We start from the raw sequence: 18345 nt of genomic DNA, 5'->3' as shown, positions 1-18345 counted from the left end.
AATACTTACATCCATTGGATTTAATTATTGACGAGGTGAGAATGGCAATTTATATTTATTGCCATGGACACTATAAAACCCCACCTCAGTATTATTGGAGATCTCGGCGTTGACCTCGTCATGGGATCGATCGATGGATGGCCGCAGGTCGGCACGGAAGTCATCATGTCGCGCAGCGAGCTGCGCGCCGGCGGTTCCGGGGCCAACGCAGCCCTGGCCATGCGCCATCTCGGGCAACCGGCGCACCTGATCTCGGCCGTCGGCAACGACGACTTCGGCACCTGGCTAGGCACCCAGTTCCACCAGCTGCGCAGCGATTTCCAGGTATGCCCGGTACCATCGACGGTATCGGTCGGCATCATGCATGCCGACGGCGAGCGCAACTTCTTCACCACCCAGGGCCATCTCGAACACCTGTCGCCCGCCTACGCACTGGAACAATTACCGCCGGCCGCCTGCCCCGGTTCCATCGTCCTGTTCACCGGCGTCTTCCTGCTGCCTGCACTGCGCCGCGACTACCCTTACCTGATGCATGCCGTCGCAGCGCTGGGCTACCAGGTGGCGCTCGACACCGGCTGGCCTTCCGACAACTGGAACGCGGAGAACCGCGCCGAATTCGCTGCGTGGCTGCCACTGTGCGACCACTTGCTGATCAACGAGCTCGAAGCACTGAGCATCACCGATACCAGCAACCTCGACAGTGCGATTGCCGCGTTGTCCGCCGGCCTGAAACCGGGCGCCACCCTGGTCGTCAAGACCGGCCCACGCGGCGCCATCGGCCTGCAAAACGGCAAGCTGATCGAGCATGCCTCGGAAACCGCCGCCATCTTCGACACCATCGGCGCGGGCGACTCTTTCAATGCCGGCTACCTGGCCGCCCGCCTGCAAGGCGCTTCCCTGCCACAAGCTTTATCCACCGGCTGCCGCGCGGCAGTCGCCATCCTGACCTGTTTCCCCCGCCACACCATCGTTCCCGGCAAATTTGCGTCGGTGCTTACCCACGGCTAGTTCACACAAGATTAATAAAAGATAAGAGACAAATCATGAAAAATCGCCGCCTGCTAATCCTGTACATCATGTTGATCTGGTTCGTCATTTCCTTTGTGACCAACCTGATCGGCCCCTTGATGCCGATCATTATTAATGACTTCCACCTGAGTTTGGGCATGGCCGGTTTCCTGCCATTCTCGTTTTTCCTGGCCTACGGCTTGATTTCGATTCCAGGCGGCATATTAGTTGAACGCAAGGGCGCCCGCACCACCTTGCTGATCGCCTTCGGCTTGAACTTCCTGGGCAGCCTGGCCATCGCGCTCAAGCCCGAGTACGGCTTCGTCATCGGCGGCCTGTTCGTCATCGGCCTGGGCATGGCGCTGTTGCAGGTGGTGATCAATCCCCTGCTGCGCATCACGGGCGGCGAGTCGCAATTTGCCTTTTTCTCGGTGATGGGACAGCTGGTGTTCGGCCTGGCCTCATTCGTCAGCCCGGTGGTGTTCCAGTGGCTGATGGAGCGCCCAGGCGCAGCCGGTTCGGCGCTGGTGTGGGTCACCTTTTACTGGGCGTTTTCGGGACTGTTCTTCGCCTTGATCGCCATCAATTACAGCTTACCACTGCCAAAAGTGGAATTGAACGAATCGGAAAAAGCTGGCGGCTGGGACGCTTACCGCGAACTGTTGAGCCGTAAAGATGTACGCCTGTTCTTCCTTGGCATCGTCGCCTACGTCGGCACCGAGCAAACGCTGGCGAACTGGATGTCGCAATTCCTGATCACTTACCACAACTTTGCAGCAACCGGTGCGGCCGCGGATGCGGTGGGCCAGTTCTGGGGCCTGATGTCGGTCGGTTGCCTGGTCGGCCTGGTACTGCTGAAACTGCTCGATTCCAAAATCGTGCTGGCCATCTTTTCGGTCATGGCGCTGGCCTGTGTTGCGCTGGCACTGTATGGCACGGCGGCAATGGCCATCCTGGCTTTCCCGGCCGCCGGCTTCTGCCTGTCGGTGATGTTCTCGGTGATCTTCTCGCTGGCGCTCAATTCCGTGCCACGCCACCAGGGCGCGTTTTCCGGGATCTTGTGCACCGGCATCCTGGGCGGCGCCGTAGTGCCGCTGCTGGTAGGCCAGCTGGGCGACCACATCGGCCTGCGCGCCGCGATGAACGTGGTGTTCGTGACCTTGGGCTTTATTTTCGCCATCAGCTTCTGGGCACGGCCGTTGATCAGCAACGAAACGACGGGCTGGTTCAACTCCGGCAAACGCCTGGCCGGGCGCCGGCAGGGCGCTGAATGACACATACAGTAAGGCATTAAACGGCAGCAAAGATTGCCAGACACCCGGGCCCCCTCGCCGGGGGCTGATTTTAAAAATAACTCAACCACAAGAGTAGTCGGAGAAACACATGCATATCGTAACTCGCGCACCTCGCGTACCCCGCACCCCTGCCGCCCTCGCCGTCGCCATGGCACTCAATAGCCTGATCGGTGTCGCCCACGCGCAGCAGGCACACGCGCCGCAAGGCCCCGCCGCCACCGATGCGCCACTGGAACAGATCGTCGTCACCGGCGTGCGCGCCTCGCGCGAAAAATCGCTGGTCAAGAAACGTGATGCCGATTCCGTCATGGATGTAGTGACTGCCGAAGATCTCGGCAAGCTGCCGGACAAGAATATCGCCGATGCGGTACAGCGTTTGCCCGGCGTCAATATCAGTTCCGGTTCCGGTGGGCAGGGCGGCTTTTCCGAGAACGACCGCGTCAGCATCCGCGGTACCAATCCCAGCCTGACACAAACCACGGTCAACGGCCACAGCATCGCCACCGGCGACTGGTATGTCGGCGACCAGAGCGGCACGGTAGGGCGCAGCGTCAGTTTCACCTTGCTGCCGTCGGAAATCGTCAGCTCGGTGGAAGTGCTGAAAAGCGCGCAGGCCGACCTGATCGAAGGCGGCACCACCGGCAGCGTCAACATCGTGACCCGCAAGCCGCTCGATTTCAAGAAAACCCTGACCCTGGAAGCCACCGTGCAAGGCATGTATGCGGATTTGCCGGGCAAGACGGCGCCGCATGCGAATGCCTTGTTGAACTGGCGCAATGAAGACAAGACCCTGGGCTTCATGCTGCAGGCGTTTTCCGAGTCGCGCAACGAGCGCCGCGATGGCCAGGAACTATTCCTGCTGGGACAGGGCACGATCAGCCACCCGGACGTCATCGCCGCGCATCCGGACTTGAACGGCGTGGCCTATCCGGCGCAAATCGGCTCCTCGCTGTTCACCCAGAAAAGCCAGCGCCGCGGCGCCCTGTTCGACGTGCAATTAAAACCCAGCCGCGACCTGACCCTGGAAGCGAATGGCTTTTACTCGCACTTCAGCGGCACCAACCTCGATACCAACTACCTGGCCAATCCGACCGGCCTGCTGGAAAACGGCATCTCGCCGACCAGCTATAAAGTCGTCAACAACACCCTGGTCTCGGCCACTTTCCCGAAAACCAATTTCGATCCATCCGGCGTCAGCCCCGGCGCCGACCAGCCGATCGCCGGCCTGCGCGATTCGATCTACCGGCCGAAAGCAGCCTCGATGGCGTCCTACCTGGACCTGTCGGCCAAATACCGCCCCAACAAGGAATGGCAAATCACCTCCCAGGTGGGCTATACCAAGGGCCTGGGCGAGACGCCGCATGATTACGGCCACGAAGCCTTCCTGATCAATTCGCCGATGTCTTACCAGATGCATGGCAAGGGCACACCGGCCGACGTGTCCTTCCCTGGCGTCGATACGGGCAACTTCAACAACCCGGCCAATGTCACCAATGGCGGCAGCTGGTCCAGCGCTTATCATGTGGCCGACAGCGAAGCCTACGGACAACTCGACGCGCTGGTCGACCTGGACCATGGCTACCTGGAAAGCGCCAAGTTCGGCATCCGCTACGCCTCGCACAAACGCCAGTCGGAAGGCCGCAACTATGGCTGTTCGGCCGACGCCAACGATATCTGCTTCACCAATCCTGGCCAGACCCTGCCTTTGCCAGCCTGGTCGGGCACGGTTTCGCCCGGCAACTTCGGTAGCGGCCTGGGCGGCGGTTCCGGTTTCCTGTCGCGTTTCTGGACCCTGGAACCCAACGCCATTGCCGCCTGGCAAAGCGCCTACAACGGCGTCGACCTGGGACCTAATTACCAGGGCAACTTTACCGTCAAGGAAAAAGTCGCTGCCGCCTACGGCATGGTGAACCTGGCCGGTGAGGGCTGGCGCGGCAACGTCGGCGTGCGGGTGGCCAATACCCGCCAAAGCAGCATGGGCTACAACTTCGACGAAGCCAATCTGCCGGTCGCTTCCACGGTGGAACACCATTACACCGATGTATTGCCTAGCGCAAACTTCAAGTTCGACTTGAACAAGGACCTGGTGGCCCGCCTGGCCGCCTCGAAAACCATGTCGCGCCCCGACTATTCGGCATTGACGCCAGCCGTGACCTTGAACAACATCAACGGCACCGGTTCGGGCGGCAATTCGGACTTGAAACCGATCCGGTCGAATAACTTCGATGCGACCCTGGAATGGTATTACGCGCCCCGCTCGCTGGTATCGGTGGCCGGTTTCTACATGGACATGCCGTCCTACGTCACCTTCGGCTACAACACCCGCCGCTACCTCAATACCTCGACCAACCAGTTCGCCGATTTCGTGATCACCTCGCCATTCAATATCGCGGCCAAGAACAAGGGCGTGGAACTGGCCTGGCAGCAACCGCTGTGGGGCGATTTCGGCGCGCTGGTGAACTACACCTATGCCAACGGCCGCACGTCGGACGGCATGGCCCTGGTCGGTTCCTCGGCGAATACCTTTAACACCGAGCTGTACTACGAGAAGGAAGGCTTCAGCACGCGCCTGGCCTATACCTACCGCTCCTCGTTCCTGGTCGGCCTGGCCAATGTCTCGCCGCAATATGCAGCAGGACTGGGCACCCTGGCGATGTCGCTCAATTACAAGGTCAACGATAACGTGACCATCACTTTCGATGCCTTGAACCTGAATAACCCGGTATTGAAGTATTACGCCAATGCCGAACGGCCCCAGGCGTTTTATTCGAGCGGCCGGCAGTTCTTCCTCGGCGTCCGCTTGTCTAACTAATCGCTAACTGGCGCCCGCTTCGCCAGGACTAGCCCTGGCGAAGCAGAGCACCACCCTGTACTTCATTGCAGCTGAAAAAAATATCCTGTCCCGGGAGGACGGATATCGTCTGATGAGGTGTCATTCAGCGATAACGCGCGCCCAGAACAGGCTTACCCCGAGCATTTTGCTCACTGTCGTTAAACCTGGAGAACCATCTGATGAAGCAACATTTCACAAAATTGGCCATATGTATGGCAAGCGCCGTCCTGCTCACCGCTTGTGGCGGCAGCAACGATCCATCCAGCAACAGCAACCAGCTGGCGGCCAGCGTGGTTGCCGTGGGCGGCCCGATCAACCATGACGCCTTCTTCCCTGCCGCGACGCTGCAATTCCTGAAAGATAAAACAGGCCTGGACGGCGAACAGTGGGACAACATCATGCGCCTGGTCAACAAACCCGAGCAGGATACGGTCGACTGGAACAAGTTCTACGGATATTGTGAAAACATCCAGGACGACCGTGGCTACACCATCGGCATTTTCGGCGCCACCACGGGCGGTTCGAACGACGGCCACCCCGATGGCCCGGCCTTGTTCTCCGCCTTCGACGCCGCCAGCGGCGCGGCCATGCCGACCGTTGCAGGCGGCCTGGAGCGCGCGGGCGTGCATGGCAGCATGAACGGCAACATCCTGAAAATCACCGATAAAGCCAAAGTGTTTTGCAAACAGATCAATAGCCTGCAAAACAATCCAGCCTGGCAAGACGCGATGTGGAAAACCTTCTACAGCGTCTACATCCAGTACGCTGTCCAGCAAGCTGGCCAACGCGGTTTTGCCAGTGCGCTGACCATCGGCTCGTTCATCGATACCGCCTTGAACCAGGGCGCCGATGGCGGCGTCAATACGCTTGAAGGCTTGCTGGCCCGCAGCAGCGGCGCGGACGAAGCATCGTTCCTGACCAATTTCTACGCCCAGCGCACCAAGGTCGTCGATACCAGCCAGTTCAACCAGGCGCCGAACGGCGCCAACCGCGTCAAGCAATGGAGCAACTTGAAAGACCAGGGCTTGTTCACGCTGAAGAACGCGGATGCAGCAGTGGCAAAAGCAACCAGCTGGACCATGAAATAAGCGGTTCTTATCGTTAATCATTAATCACTACCCTTTACCACGGCCAGCGGCCGTGGTATTCCACCCGCCCTACGGTATCCCCGCCCCCTCCGCACGACTGAAGAAAACTTGCTTGGCTACAATTTTCAAGCTACCATCCGAAAATTAGTATCGATGGAAAATATTTATATTAAATTATTTCATCGACAGCGTTTTCACCATCAGGCTATTCACCAAGGGAATATCCATGCTTTCAACAACAGATAGCGTGCTCAAGAAATGCGTGCTGGCGGCCAGCATGCTGTTTGCCTGTGCTCCATATGCCCAAGCGCAATATATCGGCGTCACCTTCGGTTTCAACTACACATCGCAAACCGAAATCCTCGGCCCCGATACGGGCACCTACAACACACCGCTGTATAACCCGGATCCGAAAAATCCCGATGCCACCTGGGATGCCTGGGTGCGCGAGCTGGGTGAGGCCGGCGTGGATTTTGTCGCGCCCAATGTGCGCGGCGCCTACCCTATCGCCAAGTGGAGCCCGGCAGGCATGGCGCCCATCGTCAAGGCCTTGAACCAGACCGGCCTGGCCAGCCAGATCAAGGTCGCGCTCTTCGATGACAACGCCGCCTCGTGGACGGCGCAATGGAACCAGGCCAAGCATAATTCCCTGCCCTTCGACATCGGCAACCCGGCCAACTGGACTTATATTTACGACACCAACTACAAGGTGTTTTTTGAAACCATTCCCGACGCCAACCGCTTCAAGATAGACGGCAGGCCAGTAATCATTATCTGGACGGGCAACCAGGCAACCGTCACCAACGAGCAGGGCAATTACTCGGCCGCCATGCGCTATGTGCGCCAAAAGTGCATGCAGGATTTTGGTTTCAATCCCTACATCATCGTCAACACGGATGCACTGAAAAACGACACCACCCTGGCCGCCGTGGTCGATGCTGCGCAAGCCTGGTCGGGCGGCGGCACCTCGACCCTGACCGACTTCAACCGCACCAGGATCGGCGTGGCCTTCCCCGGCCTGTTTGCCCCGACTTCGCACACCTTCCGGGATCCCAATCATGGCAAGACCTTCGATACGGCATTGAAGAACACGGCCGATGCGGGCGCCCTGCTGACACTGGTCGAAGGCTTCACCGATTTCCTTGAAAACGCCTCAGTGTTCCGTGTCCGCAACCTCGATGAACAAGGCCAGCCGCTGAGCTATCAGCAAACCCTGTACGACTATCCGAACCAGCGCATCAACATCCTGCGCGCCCATAGCCGCAACCCATTTAATGCCGACCTGAAATTCGCAGCGGCCGGCGCCGATTACTTTGGCGGCGCCAATGGCGGCAATGGCAAGACCAACTTCTACCGCAATGGCAACATCGCCATCGAACCGACCCGCGACACAGGCGGCGGCGTCAACGTCGGCTCCATGCAAAACGGCGAATGGCTGGAATGGGAACATGTGCCCGTGAAAGCCAACTCCCACTTCCAGGTGCGCATCGCCACCCCGAGCGTGGGACGCCAGATGCACTTCGTCATCGACGGCATTGCGCAACCATCACAAACGCTACCGAGCACAGGCGGATGGCAAAGCTGGACAACCGTCGACTTCGGCCCCCTGGGGCTGAGCAGCGACTCTTATCACACGGTACGGATTGTTTTTGATAATGGCGGGGTTAATTTCAATTGGTGGAAGTCTTGAAGTAATAGGCAGGCATGGGCGCGCAAGTCCATGCCTGCCATGCAATGAGAATGGTTAGCGCCAGGCCAACCTTTGAACTTGATCTTCTGATCTATCTGATTGACACTCCCATGACTGCGCATATAATAAAACTTATATAGGAGGGAAATATCATGCTCACATTCAAAGTAACTACCGTAGGTGGCTCTGAAGGGCTGATCTTGAACAAGGAAGCAAAGCGTATCCTGAACGTGCAGAAAGGCGATACCCTGTATCTGACCGAGGCGCCGGACGGCGCCATGCGCATCACCCCTTACAATCCTGACTTCGAGCGCCAGATGGCCTTGGCAGAGACTATCATGCACGATGACCGCGAAATCCTGCGGGCGCTGGCTAAATGAACTGGCAATGGGTGCAGCGAGATACCGTTTTTGCAGTCCACGACAAGCAGCTCGCAGTGCACGGTGGATTAGCCGGCATACGCGACCTCAACACCATAGAAGCGGCGCTCAACCGGGCACGAAACCTTGAAGCCTACGGCAATCCCGCCCCCGATGTAGCAGACCTTGCAGCGGCCTACATTTATGCAATCGCCACCAGCCAGGGCTTTAGCGATGGCAACAAGCGTACGGCCTGGGTGATCGGCCGCCTGTTCCTTGCGATCAATGGACAGACACTGGCGTTCCGTCAGAACGACGCCATCCACTTCATGCTGGCAGTCGCCGCCGGCAACATGACAGAGCTGCAGGCAGCGGATTGGATACGGCAGCGCCTGGTCACAACCTAAAGCAAGTAGAAATACCGTATCTGGAAAAATTGTCGCGTGAATCAACAGGGGTAGTTTTTTCCCGAACATACCAGGCAACCCCGGATATACAAAGCACTGAAGACAGCAACAGCGCTGCCCTTCATGCCCTAGTCCCGCGTCAACACTTCCAGCAATTCAATCTCAAACACCAGATTAGCATTCGGCGGTATCAAGCCCACCTGCCGCTCGCCATACGCCAACTGCGCCGGCACCCACAGCTTGCGCTTGCCGCCTACCTGCATGCCTTTCAAGCCGATGATCCAGCCCTGGATGACCTTGTTGTTGCTCAACACGCACTGGAACGCGGCGCCGCGCTGGTGCGAGGAGTCGAACTCGGTGCCGTCTTCCAGCCAACCCCGGTAATGGGCCGTGATCAGCGCGCCACGCTCGGCGGCCTTGCCGGTGCCGACTACGATATCTTCGATTGTCAGTTCTGTCGTCATGGTCTGTGTCTCCCTGTAAAAGTATGCCCGCAGCAATGCGCAGGCGCCATGCAAAAAGCCCCGGCAGTTACCTGGCGGGGCTTTCACTTTACTGCTCAAATTCTGGTGGGCCTCCCGTGAGTCGAACACGGCACCAACGGATTATGAGTCCGCTGCTCTAACCAAGCATGAGCTAGAGGCCCGGGGTAGTGCTGGCGTGAGGTGGTCTTGCCCCCTCTCGCGCTGCCGTTTTGGAAACGGACACGCGAGGATAGGGGTATCAGCGCCGCACGTCAAGCCCTATTGGCTTCTAGTTACCTTCCAAGAAGCTTTTCAGCTTGTCGGAACGCGATGGGTGGCGCAATTTACGCAGCGCTTTTGCCTCGATCTGGCGGATGCGCTCGCGCGTGACGTCGAATTGCTTGCCCACTTCTTCCAGCGTATGGTCGGTGGACATTTCGATGCCGAAACGCATGCGCAGCACCTTGGCTTCGCGGGGCGTCAGGGAATCGAGCACGTCCTTGACCACGCCGCGCATGGACGCGTGCAGGGCGGCGTCGGCGGGCGCCAGGGTGTTGTTATCCTCGATGAAGTCGCCCAGGTGGGAGTCGTCGTCGTCGCCGATCGGTGTTTCCATCGAGATCGGTTCCTTGGCGATTTTCATGATCTTGCGGATCTTGTCCTCGGGCATTTCCATCTTGATCGCCAGGGTGGCCGGATCGGGTTCGGCGCCGGTTTCCTGCAGGATCTGGCGAGAAATCCGGTTCATCTTGTTGATCGTCTCGATCATGTGCACGGGAATGCGGATGGTGCGTGCCTGGTCGGCGATCGAGCGCGTGATGGCCTGGCGTATCCACCAGGTGGCATAGGTGGAAAATTTGTAGCCGCGGCGGTATTCGAACTTGTCGACGGCTTTCATCAGGCCGATATTGCCTTCCTGGATCAGGTCGAGGAATTGCAGCCCACGATTCGTGTATTTCTTGGCGATCGAGATGACCAGGCGCAAGTTGGCCTCGGTCATTTCACGCTTGGCCTTGCGCGCCTTCATTTCACCGGCCGCCATTTGACGGTTGATGTTGCGCAAGTCCGGCAGCGGCAAGACGACGCGCGCCTGCAGGTCGATCAGGCGTTGCTGCAGTTCCTTGACGGTCGGAATGTTGCGGCCCAGGATGGCGCTGTAGGCATGGCCTGCGTTGACTTCGCCATCGACCCAGTCGAGGTTGGTTTCATTGCCGGGGAAGACCTTGATGAAGTGGGCGCGCGGCATGCCGCAGCGGTTCACGGCCACGTCGAGGATCTGTTTCTCGATATGGCGTACTTCATCGACTTGGCCGCGCAGGGTATCGCACAGCTTTTCCACCACCTTGGCCGTGAAGCGGATGCCCAGCAGTTCTTGCGAGATGGCTTCCTGCGCCTTGGCATACGGTTTGGAGTTGTAGCCTTCTTTTTCAAAGGCGCGGCGCATCTTGTCGAATTGCAAGGAAATGACGGAGAATTTTTCCAGCGCCGTGCGTTTCAGGGTTTCCAGCTGCTCGGCGGAAAAACCGGCGGCACCGGAGGCGCTGGCTTCTTCCTCTTCTTCCTCTTCCTCTTCTTCCTCGTCGCTTTCTTCCTCGTCTTCTTCGACGGGGGCGGCGGCAACAGGGGCGGCGACCGGTTCGTTTTCATCGACCAGGCCATCGACGATTTCATCGATCTTGATTTCTTCGTTGGCGATGCGGTCGGCGGCGGCGATGATTTCGGCGATCGTCACGGGGCAGGCGGAAATCGCCTGGATCATGTCTTTCAAGCCATCTTCGATGCGCTTGGCAATCTCGATCTCGCCTTCGCGGGTCAGCAACTCGACCGAGCCCATCTCGCGCATATACATGCGCACGGGGTCGGTGGTGCGGCCGAAATCGGAATCGACGGTGGACAGCGCCGCCTCGGCCGCCGCCTCCGCTTCGTCGTCGCTGGTGACGACGGCGACGTTATCGGACAGCAACAACGTTTCGGCGTCCGGCGCGTGCTCGTAGACGGCGATACCCATGTCGTTGAAGGTGCCGATGATGCCTTCGATGGCTTCCGGATCGACAATGTTTTCGGGCAGGTGATCGTTGATTTCGGCGTAAGTCAGGAATCCGCGTTCCTTGCCGAACTTGATCAGGGTCTTGAGTTTCTGGCGCCGGCGTTCGAGTTCTTCCTCGCTCGCTTCCGTATCGGACGAAAACGCGTCTTTCAGCAGCGCGCGCTCTTTCGCCTTGCGATCCTTGGCCTTGGCCTTGTCGACGGCCTTCAGCTCGGCCCGCTCGACGGCGTTCAGCGCGGCGACTTCGTCATTTTCTGGCTGGAATTCTTTTGGCTTGCGGCCACGGCGGCCCGGCACTTTTACCGACGGCAAGACATAACCAGAGGTATCGATCGCGGCCAGGGTGGCGGCATCGGTGGTCTGGCTGACCGCTGGCGGCGCGCTGGTAACGCGTGCTTCGGGCCGGTCGAGCGCCTTTTCGGCTTTCGTGGTAACTTTAGTGGGCTTTACAGCCGCTTTGGATTCGGGTTTCTTGATTGGCACAGGCGCTTTCGATTACACAACGACTTGCTTTACGGTGGATTAGGATAAAGTTTGCTGCCGGTTCCCTGTCTACCTGCGGGAACCACCATCTTCGAACCTGTCGACGACCCAGGTCCGACACTGTTACGTTACTTACACCTCATCGGCCACGATCTGCGGGAACCGCAGCCATTCCTGTCCACCGGCTGTCACCAGCCGAAGCGGCAGAAACATCTGCATCCGACCATGTAGGGAGCGAGAGCCTGGCGCGGTTTGCCTGCGGTGCGAACCCTGCCGCAACACCGAAAAACGCCAGTTGGCCCTGGCTGCCGACACAATCTACCGCGCCGATCAAGAGCCTAACTTACTGAAAACAAATACTATTTACGAAACAGAACTAGCTTGCCAAAGCACACAATACTTAGCATTTAATTATAGCACGCGAAAAATCTTTTTCCAGTCCGCGCCCAGCCTGGAGCAAGATTAGCGATTCACCAACTCGGCATCGCGCTGGCGTTCCAGCTCACCCTGCTCCTGCATGATTTCGCGGTAGCGTACACCAATTTTATCGGATGGCAAACCCGACGCAAACAATTGTGCCAGCTCGGCCTTCAAGGCGTTCAATTTGATCTCGCGTATCGTGCTCACCAGCCACGACAATTCACTGTCGTAATCGGACTCGCTGCCGGCCGCAATCTCGCCGATAATCTCATCATACTCGCTGCCGAATTCCTTCAATTGCTGGGCCAACGCGGCAAAGCTGCCATGCTCGCCCAAGGCTTGCCCAGCCACCACCAGTTGGCCCAAGCTTTGCGCTGCATCCGGCCCCAGGTGCTGGAAGGCCGCCAGCGCGGCCGCATCGACATACAGGGTCAAGGGCGGGTGCGCCACCAGCATGCGCGTGATCTTCAATTCCAGCCCTACCGGCACCGGGCGGCCCGACTTGGGCGGTGCGCGGTGCGCCACGGAAACAGGTTTCGCCAGTTCAAACAAGCCTTCAATTTCGGCCGGCGTCGATTGCGTCAGCTGCGCCAGTCCGCGCACGATCTGCAGGCGCAGCGACGATGGCGCCATCAGCTGCAGCAGCGGCTTGGCGTCGAACTGCACGCGGGCACGTCCTTCCGGCTCGGACAAATCATGCTCGCCCGACACTTCCTTCAACAGGAATTGCGACAGCGGCATGGCTTCGTGCACTTGCTGTTCAAACCCTTCGGCGCCGAATTCGCGGATGTAACTGTCCGGATCGTGCTCGGAAGGCAAGAACAGGAACTTGATGGTTTTATTGTCCGACACGTGGGCCAGGCTGGCCTCCAGCGCGCGGCGGGCGGCACGGCGACCGGCCTTGTCGCCATCGAAACTGAAGATCACGTTATCGGTCTGGCGCAGCAGTTTTTGCACGTGGGTGGGCGTGCACGCCGTGCCCAGGGTGGCCACTGCCTGCGGGAAACCCATCTGCGCCAGGGCGACCACGTCCATATAACCTTCCGTCACCAGCACGTAGCCGGCATCGCGGATGGCCTGGCGCGCTTCGAACAAGCCATACAGCTCGAACCCCTTGGAAAACAGCGGCGTTTCAGGCGAGTTCAGGTATTTTGGTTCGCCATGGTCGAGCACGCGGCCGCCAAAGGCGATCACTTGCCCCTTGGTATTGCGGATCGGGAACATGATGCGTTCGCGGAAACGGTCGTAGCGCTTGCGGTTATTGCCGTCTTCATCGACCTTGTCGATCACCAGGCCGGCCTCGACCAGGGCCAGCACTTCGTAATCGGGAAACACGGAACGCAGGTTATCCCAGCCGCCGGGCGCGTAACCCATACCGAAACGGGCGGCGATTTCGCCCGTCAAGCCCCGGTTTTTCAGGTAGGCGATGGCGTCGGGCGCGTGGCGCAGCTGGCCGCGGTAATAATCGCAGGCTTGCGTCATGGCATCGGACAAGGCCAGGCTTTGCGCCTGGATTTGCGCGCGCTGGGCCGGCGGGATCTTGTCATCGGCTTCCGGCACCACCATGCCCACGCCTTGCGCCAGGTCCTTGACGGCATCGACAAAGCCCATGCCCGAATACTCGATCAGGAAACCGATCGACGTGCCATGCGCACCGCAGCCGAAGCAATGGTAAAACTGCTTGGTGGGGCTGACGGTAAAGCTGGGCGATTTTTCACTGTGGAACGGGCACAGGCCCATGAAATTCGCGCCACCTTTTTTCAGCTGCACATAACGCCCCACGATGTCGACGATATCGACACGGTTGAGCAAATCGGAAATGAAAGATTGAGGTATCACTGGGCTGGGGCGGTGTTGTTATAGGTCAGACTATACTACCGCACGTGGCCTGAGGTTGAGCCAGGTCAACGTGTGGGCTGTTGAGTGGCCGCCAGCGTGGAAGCTGGCAGCCGACACTACTATTTTGGGGCTTAGGCGGCTGGCGTCAAGGCCTTCTTGATCAAACCGGAAACCACCGACATATCGGCGCGGCCAGCCAGCTTCGGCTTGATGATGGCCATCACCTTGCCCATGTCTTGCGGACCGGCGGCGCCCGAGGCGGCCACGGCGGCAGCCACTTCAGCCGCCACTTCTTCGTCCGACAGGGCGGCAGGCATGTAGACGGCCAGATGCACCAGCTCGGCTTTTTCGATGTCGGCCAGGTCGGCGCGGCCACCGGCTTCGAATTGGGTAATCGAATCCTTGCGCTGCTTGATCATCTTTTCCACGATCGCCTGGGTTTGCTCATCGTTCAGTTCGATGCGCTCATCGACTTCCTTGCGCTTGATTTCAGCCAGCAAGAGGCGAATCGTGCCCAGCTTGCCCGCTTCCTTGGCACGCATGGCGTTCTTCATGTCTTCGGTAATTTGTGCTTTCAAGCTCATGGCATTCCTCGTTGGTAAAAAGTGATGATGGATAGTACTGCACAAGCAGCCCAGAAAAACGAAAACCCGCTGCGGCGAACCGGAGCGGGTATGCGACTCATCTGAAGCAGAAGCTCAGGCGAATCAAAACAGAACCCGTGGCGAACAATGCGCCGTACTACCCGGGTTGGTTCTGACTGAACAGTCTTAGAATAATTTTTTAGGCAGTTGTTGGCTGCGGATGCGTTTGTAGTGACGCTTCACTGCAGCTGCCAGCTTGCGCTTACGCTCAGCCGTTGGTTTTTCGTAGAATTCGCGAGCGCGCAATTCGGTCAGCAGACCAGTTTTTTCGATGGTGCGTTTGAAGCGACGCATTGCGACTTCGAACGGCTCGTTTTCTTTAAGGCGAATAGTGGTCATGTAAAATTCAAACCGTTGAGGTGGTGTATAGGAAGAGATAGATAGTAGCAGCTTTTATTCGAAAAAGGAAGCCCCTGCCCATTTGCGTGCGGCATGCAGCCTGAGAAGCTTGCCAAAATGTGGTGTAAACCACGCATCAAGACGTGCATCAACACTATCGGCAAGAACTGGCGCGCTGCGGCGCCAGCCCCATTCTACACAGGAGGTTTACTGCAGCGCAACTCCTGCCGCCATGCCCGAAGCCCAGGCCCACTGGAAGTTGTAGCCACCCAGCCAACCCGTCACATCGACCGATTCACCGATGAAGTACAGGCCCGGCACTTTATTGGCCATCATGGTCTGCTGCGACAGCTCGCGCGTATCGATGCCGCCGCGCGTGACTTCCGCTTTGCGGTAGCCTTCGGAGCCGTTCGGCACGATGGACCACGCATTGATCGCCTGCCCCAGCTTGCGTAGTTGCGCATCAGGCAAATCGGCAATGCGTGCATCGGCCGCCAGGCCGTTCACAGCCAGCAGGCAGTCGGCCAGGCGCTGCGGCAGCCATAACGCCACCAGGTTGCCCAATTGCTTTTTCAGGGTGCCCTTGCCTTCGATCAAGGTTTGCGCCACATCGACCTCCGGCAACAAATTGATGACGATAGGCGTACCAGGTTGCCAGAAACTGGAAATTTGCAGGATTGCCGGACCCGACAGGCCGCGATGGGTAAACAACAAGTCTTCGCGGAAACGCCCGCCTGTCGCCTTGCGGCCTTTCAGGCTGCCCGTCTCCACATCCACTTCCAGGGCAATGCCCGACAATTCGGCGAATGGCGCCCAGCTGGCCGGGTCAAACGTCAGCGGCACCAGGGCCGGGCGAGGCTCGACCATCTGCAAATCGAATTGTTTGGCGATGCGGTAGGCAAAATCGGTGGCGCCGATCTTCGGAATCGACAGGCCACCCGTGGCGATGACTACGCTGCCTGCTTCGATCTCGCCGCTATCGGTCTGCAGCAGGAAACTGCCATCATCTTGTTTCGCAACATTGTCGATTTTGCACGGCATGCGCCAGTGCACGCCGCCAGCAGCGCACTCGTCCTTGAGCATGTCGATGATCTGCTCGGCCGATTCATTGCAGAATTGCTGGCCCTTGTGCTTTTCGTGATAGCCGATGCGGTGTTTTTTCACCAGCGCCAGGAAGTCTTGCGGCGTGTAGCGCGACAAGGCGCTCTTGCAGAAGTGCGGGTTTTCCGACAAGAAATTTTGCGGTCCCGCCTGGGTATTGGTGAAGTTACAACGACCGCCACCCGAGATGCGGATTTTTTCGGCCAGCTTGGCCGCGTGATCGATCAATACCACGCGCTTGCCCTGCTGGGCGGCCACGGCCGCACACATCATGCCGGCCGCGCCCGCGCCGATCACTGCCACATCAAATTGTTTTGCCATAAGAATTCCGGTCACGCCTGATTACAAAGACGCCATTGTAAACGGACATGCCCTTTATCCACTGACCTTCGCTGCCTGCAGGCATTGCTCCACCTGCTCTGCGATCGATGCCGGCACAGGGATATCACCGCGCAGCACGCTAGATATCCAGTGGGCGGTGGTAGCCGCGTCGCGTTCGGCTGGCAAGTGCGGCAATTGTTCTACCTGCAATTGCTTCTCGACCAACACGGTGCGCTGATGGCCATGAAACCAGTCGATCTGCTGCGCTTTGTTGGCATTGGCCACCGTTTCACCTTCCGTGCCGCGCATCAAAAAGGCCCCGCCCCGCTCGACTGGCGCGGCCGTGGTGAAATACTCGCCCAGCATTTCCAGGTATTCCGGGTGCGTATAGGACACCAGGCGCAGGGCCGGGCCGGCAAACGGCTGCATGATTTTCACCAGGGTATGGGTGGAATTGCGCACTCCCAAGACCCTGCGCAGCGACAGCAGATGCGCCATCTGCGGCGCCAGCGCTTCGATGGGCAGGAAAGCCACCTCACCACGGAGCATGGCCGCTTCCGCCTCGGCGTGACTGGCGCAGGCGGGTACACCGAGTTCAGCCAGCACTTCGGCGGTCGTGACGCGGCCCGGGTCGCTGCTGACGCCATGCACGAGCACGGGCGCACCGGCGCGGGCCAGCAGCAGCGCCAGCAAAGCCGTCAGATTGGCCATCTTGCGCGCACCGTTGTAGCTGGGAATCACGATGGGCAGATAGGCGCCGGCCGGCGCGCCCAAGGGAGCAAACGAGGCCTCGGCCGCATCGAGGAAGCCGGCAATTTCATCGACGGACTCGCCCTTGATGCGCATGGAGAGCAAGATGCCGCCCAGTTCCAGGTCCGATACGCGCCCTTCGAGCATGGCGCGGTACAGGGCGCAGGCGTCATCGCGCGTCATGCTGCGGGCGCCATGCTTGCCGCGGCCTATCTCCTTGATGAAGCGGGCGGCTGGAAATGGCTCGCCAGCCACGTCGTGATGGGGTATGGATACAGTAGTCATGGCGCAAGCTTACACGGATTTTTCACTCGGGCGCCAGGCCCTCCGCCACACCAGGCAAAGATGCAACAGCCTGGCAGAAAAATATTTCCCTGCAGAATTGAATCCGGCTTGAATCCAGCTCAACCGTCCCTGCGTATAAGCCAACAAGGGAGGAATCATCATGGAACACATCGCCAAACAGGAAACCGCCTTCGTCGGCATCGAAACAGGCAAATTGCTGCTCAAGACCGTGCTGCTGTCCGGCGGCCAGGTGTTGTGCAAGGTGGTCGAAAACGACCTGGCCGGCTACCGCTGGCTGCGCAGCTGGCTGCAGCGCAACGATGTGCCCGTGATGGGCTTACGCGTCTGCATGCGTCTCGATGCGCCGTTCAGCGAGGCGCCCGCGCAAAGCCTGGCCGCCATGGGCATGCTGGTGTGCGACGCCCAGGGCGCGCCACTGTTGCAATTCGTGCACAAGTGCGGCCTGGACGAGGAAGCCGGGTACAGGGCGGTCGTACTGGCCCATTATTGCGAAGCAGCCCGCCCCGCACCCTGGACACCTCCCTCGCCCGCCTATCTGGAACTGCGGTTGTGGCTGCGCCGCCTGCAAGCGATACAGCAGGTGCGCAAGCAGGAAGTGGCCCTGCTGGACGAGCATCTGCGCAATGGCCAGCAGGCGCTGCACCAGTTGCTATGCCAGCAAATCACCTGCCTGGACGCGCAGATACAAGCCCATGAAGCCCTGATCATGGAACACGTACGGCGCCACCCGGGCATGCCCAAGCCGCCGGAACTGGCGGGCAGTCGCCGTAATATTGCACGCTACGCCTTCGGCCATGGCGTGAGCAGTGGCCGCTGAAAATCGCCACGATGGCAAGTCCGGTGCAATGCCGGGCATGCCAAAAAAACAACTCAGCCATTCCGTTTTAGCCCGGTTTTAAGCACGCTCCCGCCGCCAGGCCGCATTTCCGCTACACTATTGCCTCTTAAGAA

Annotated in this window: 15 protein-coding genes and 1 tRNA gene; 8 read left to right on the top strand and 8 right to left on the bottom strand. The window is 59.2% G+C overall.

Features of this window, described 5'->3' with window-relative positions; genetic code table 11:
• Nucleotides 1-120 precede the first annotated feature (120 nt).
• From ACL9RI_RS01175 to ACL9RI_RS01145, 7 genes are all read left to right on the top strand, one after another.
• A complete protein-coding gene (locus ACL9RI_RS01175; protein WP_422724770.1) occupies nt 121-1008 on the top strand; it encodes a carbohydrate kinase family protein in 888 nt (295 codons plus the stop codon).
• A 35-nt stretch (nt 1009-1043) separates the two neighbouring features.
• Entirely contained in the window at nt 1044-2282 is a 1239-nt protein-coding gene (locus ACL9RI_RS01170) for an MFS transporter (RefSeq protein ID WP_422724769.1), read from the top strand.
• Between the two features lie 109 nt (nt 2283-2391).
• The gene (locus ACL9RI_RS01165; protein ID WP_422724768.1) at nt 2392-5115 is read left to right on the top strand and encodes a TonB-dependent receptor; all 2724 of its coding nucleotides are present in this window, start codon (nt 2392-2394) and stop codon (nt 5113-5115) included.
• A gap of 233 nt (nt 5116-5348) precedes the next feature.
• Entirely contained in the window at nt 5349-6224 is an 876-nt protein-coding gene (locus ACL9RI_RS01160; protein WP_422724767.1) for a chitosanase, read from the top strand.
• Between the two features lie 226 nt (nt 6225-6450).
• Nucleotides 6451-7914, top strand: a complete 1464-nt coding sequence (locus ACL9RI_RS01155; RefSeq protein WP_422724766.1) for a DUF5010 domain-containing protein — start codon at nt 6451-6453, stop codon at nt 7912-7914.
• Nucleotides 7915-8066: 152 nt separating this feature from the next.
• The gene (locus tag ACL9RI_RS01150) at nt 8067-8294 is read left to right on the top strand and encodes a transcriptional regulator (protein WP_300755609.1); all 228 of its coding nucleotides are present in this window, start codon (nt 8067-8069) and stop codon (nt 8292-8294) included.
• Nucleotides 8291-8680 carry a type II toxin-antitoxin system death-on-curing family toxin gene (locus ACL9RI_RS01145; protein WP_422724765.1) on the top strand — a complete coding sequence of 130 codons (390 nt, stop codon included), beginning with the start codon at nt 8291-8293 and terminating at the stop codon, nt 8678-8680. The genes ACL9RI_RS01150 and ACL9RI_RS01145 overlap by 4 nt, the downstream gene beginning before the upstream one ends.
• A gap of 128 nt (nt 8681-8808) precedes the next feature.
• Here the strand turns inward: ACL9RI_RS01145 and ACL9RI_RS01140 are convergent, their stop codons facing one another.
• The 8 genes from ACL9RI_RS01140 to ybiB form a co-directional block, all read right to left on the bottom strand.
• The gene (locus tag ACL9RI_RS01140; protein WP_422724764.1) at nt 8809-9144 is read right to left on the bottom strand and encodes an FKBP-type peptidyl-prolyl cis-trans isomerase; all 336 of its coding nucleotides are present in this window, start codon (nt 9142-9144) and stop codon (nt 8809-8811) included.
• A gap of 103 nt (nt 9145-9247) precedes the next feature.
• Nucleotides 9248-9326: transfer RNA gene (locus tag ACL9RI_RS01135), tRNA-Ile, on the bottom strand.
• A gap of 107 nt (nt 9327-9433) precedes the next feature.
• The gene (gene rpoD / locus ACL9RI_RS01130) at nt 9434-11674 is read right to left on the bottom strand and encodes an RNA polymerase sigma factor RpoD (RefSeq protein ID WP_422724763.1); all 2241 of its coding nucleotides are present in this window, start codon (nt 11672-11674) and stop codon (nt 9434-9436) included.
• Between the two features lie 462 nt (nt 11675-12136).
• A complete protein-coding gene (dnaG, locus tag ACL9RI_RS01125) occupies nt 12137-13933 on the bottom strand; it encodes a DNA primase (RefSeq protein WP_422724762.1) in 1797 nt (598 codons plus the stop codon).
• A gap of 131 nt (nt 13934-14064) precedes the next feature.
• The gene (locus ACL9RI_RS01120; RefSeq protein ID WP_300755594.1) at nt 14065-14517 is read right to left on the bottom strand and encodes a GatB/YqeY domain-containing protein; all 453 of its coding nucleotides are present in this window, start codon (nt 14515-14517) and stop codon (nt 14065-14067) included.
• Between the two features lie 186 nt (nt 14518-14703).
• Nucleotides 14704-14916: a 30S ribosomal protein S21 gene (gene rpsU / locus ACL9RI_RS01115; RefSeq protein ID WP_008451879.1), complete on the bottom strand. Its 213-nt coding sequence runs from the start codon at nt 14914-14916 to the stop codon at nt 14704-14706.
• 207 nt (nt 14917-15123) lie between these two features.
• On the bottom strand, nt 15124-16338 hold the full coding sequence (locus ACL9RI_RS01110; protein WP_422724761.1) for an NAD(P)/FAD-dependent oxidoreductase: 1215 nt from the start codon (nt 16336-16338) through the stop codon (nt 15124-15126).
• Nucleotides 16339-16392: 54 nt separating this feature from the next.
• Nucleotides 16393-17373, bottom strand: coding sequence for a DNA-binding protein YbiB (ybiB, locus tag ACL9RI_RS01105; RefSeq protein ID WP_422724760.1), 981 nt, complete (start codon nt 17371-17373; stop codon nt 16393-16395).
• A gap of 160 nt (nt 17374-17533) precedes the next feature.
• Between ybiB and ACL9RI_RS01100 the strand changes: the two genes are divergently transcribed.
• Complete coding sequence (locus ACL9RI_RS01100; RefSeq protein ID WP_422724759.1) at nt 17534-18211, top strand: hypothetical protein; 678 nt, start codon at nt 17534-17536, stop codon at nt 18209-18211.
• The last annotated feature ends 134 nt before the right edge of the window (nt 18212-18345 follow it).

The sequence above is a fragment of the Janthinobacterium sp. Mn2066 genome, assembly GCF_049319705.1.
Lineage (GTDB): Bacteria > Pseudomonadota > Gammaproteobacteria > Burkholderiales > Burkholderiaceae_D > Janthinobacterium.
This window is presented reverse-complemented; position numbering and strand designations above follow the sequence as displayed.

Bases quoted from the DNA above. Each gene is read 5' to 3' on its own strand.
- ACL9RI_RS01120 (WP_300755594.1), bottom strand. From the start codon at position 14,517: ATGAGCTTGAAAGCACAAATTACCGAAGACATGAAGAACGCCATGCGT.
- ACL9RI_RS01165 (WP_422724768.1), top strand. From the start codon at position 2,392: ATGCATATCGTAACTCGCGCACCTCGCGTACCCCGCACCCCTGCCGCC.
- ACL9RI_RS01150 (WP_300755609.1), top strand. From the start codon at position 8,067: ATGCTCACATTCAAAGTAACTACCGTAGGTGGCTCTGAAGGGCTGATC.
- ACL9RI_RS01100 (WP_422724759.1), top strand. From the start codon at position 17,534: ATGGAACACATCGCCAAACAGGAAACCGCCTTCGTCGGCATCGAAACA.
- ybiB (WP_422724760.1), bottom strand. From the start codon at position 17,373: ATGACTACTGTATCCATACCCCATCACGACGTGGCTGGCGAGCCATTT.
- ACL9RI_RS01110 (WP_422724761.1), bottom strand. From the start codon at position 16,338: ATGGCAAAACAATTTGATGTGGCAGTGATCGGCGCGGGCGCGGCCGGC.
- ACL9RI_RS01155 (WP_422724766.1), top strand. From the start codon at position 6,451: ATGCTTTCAACAACAGATAGCGTGCTCAAGAAATGCGTGCTGGCGGCC.
- ACL9RI_RS01145 (WP_422724765.1), top strand. From the start codon at position 8,291: ATGAACTGGCAATGGGTGCAGCGAGATACCGTTTTTGCAGTCCACGAC.
- ACL9RI_RS01175 (WP_422724770.1), top strand. From the start codon at position 121: ATGGGATCGATCGATGGATGGCCGCAGGTCGGCACGGAAGTCATCATG.
- ACL9RI_RS01140 (WP_422724764.1), bottom strand. From the start codon at position 9,144: ATGACGACAGAACTGACAATCGAAGATATCGTAGTCGGCACCGGCAAG.
- ACL9RI_RS01170 (WP_422724769.1), top strand. From the start codon at position 1,044: ATGAAAAATCGCCGCCTGCTAATCCTGTACATCATGTTGATCTGGTTC.
- ACL9RI_RS01160 (WP_422724767.1), top strand. From the start codon at position 5,349: ATGGCAAGCGCCGTCCTGCTCACCGCTTGTGGCGGCAGCAACGATCCA.
- rpsU (WP_008451879.1), bottom strand. From the start codon at position 14,916: ATGACCACTATTCGCCTTAAAGAAAACGAGCCGTTCGAAGTCGCAATG.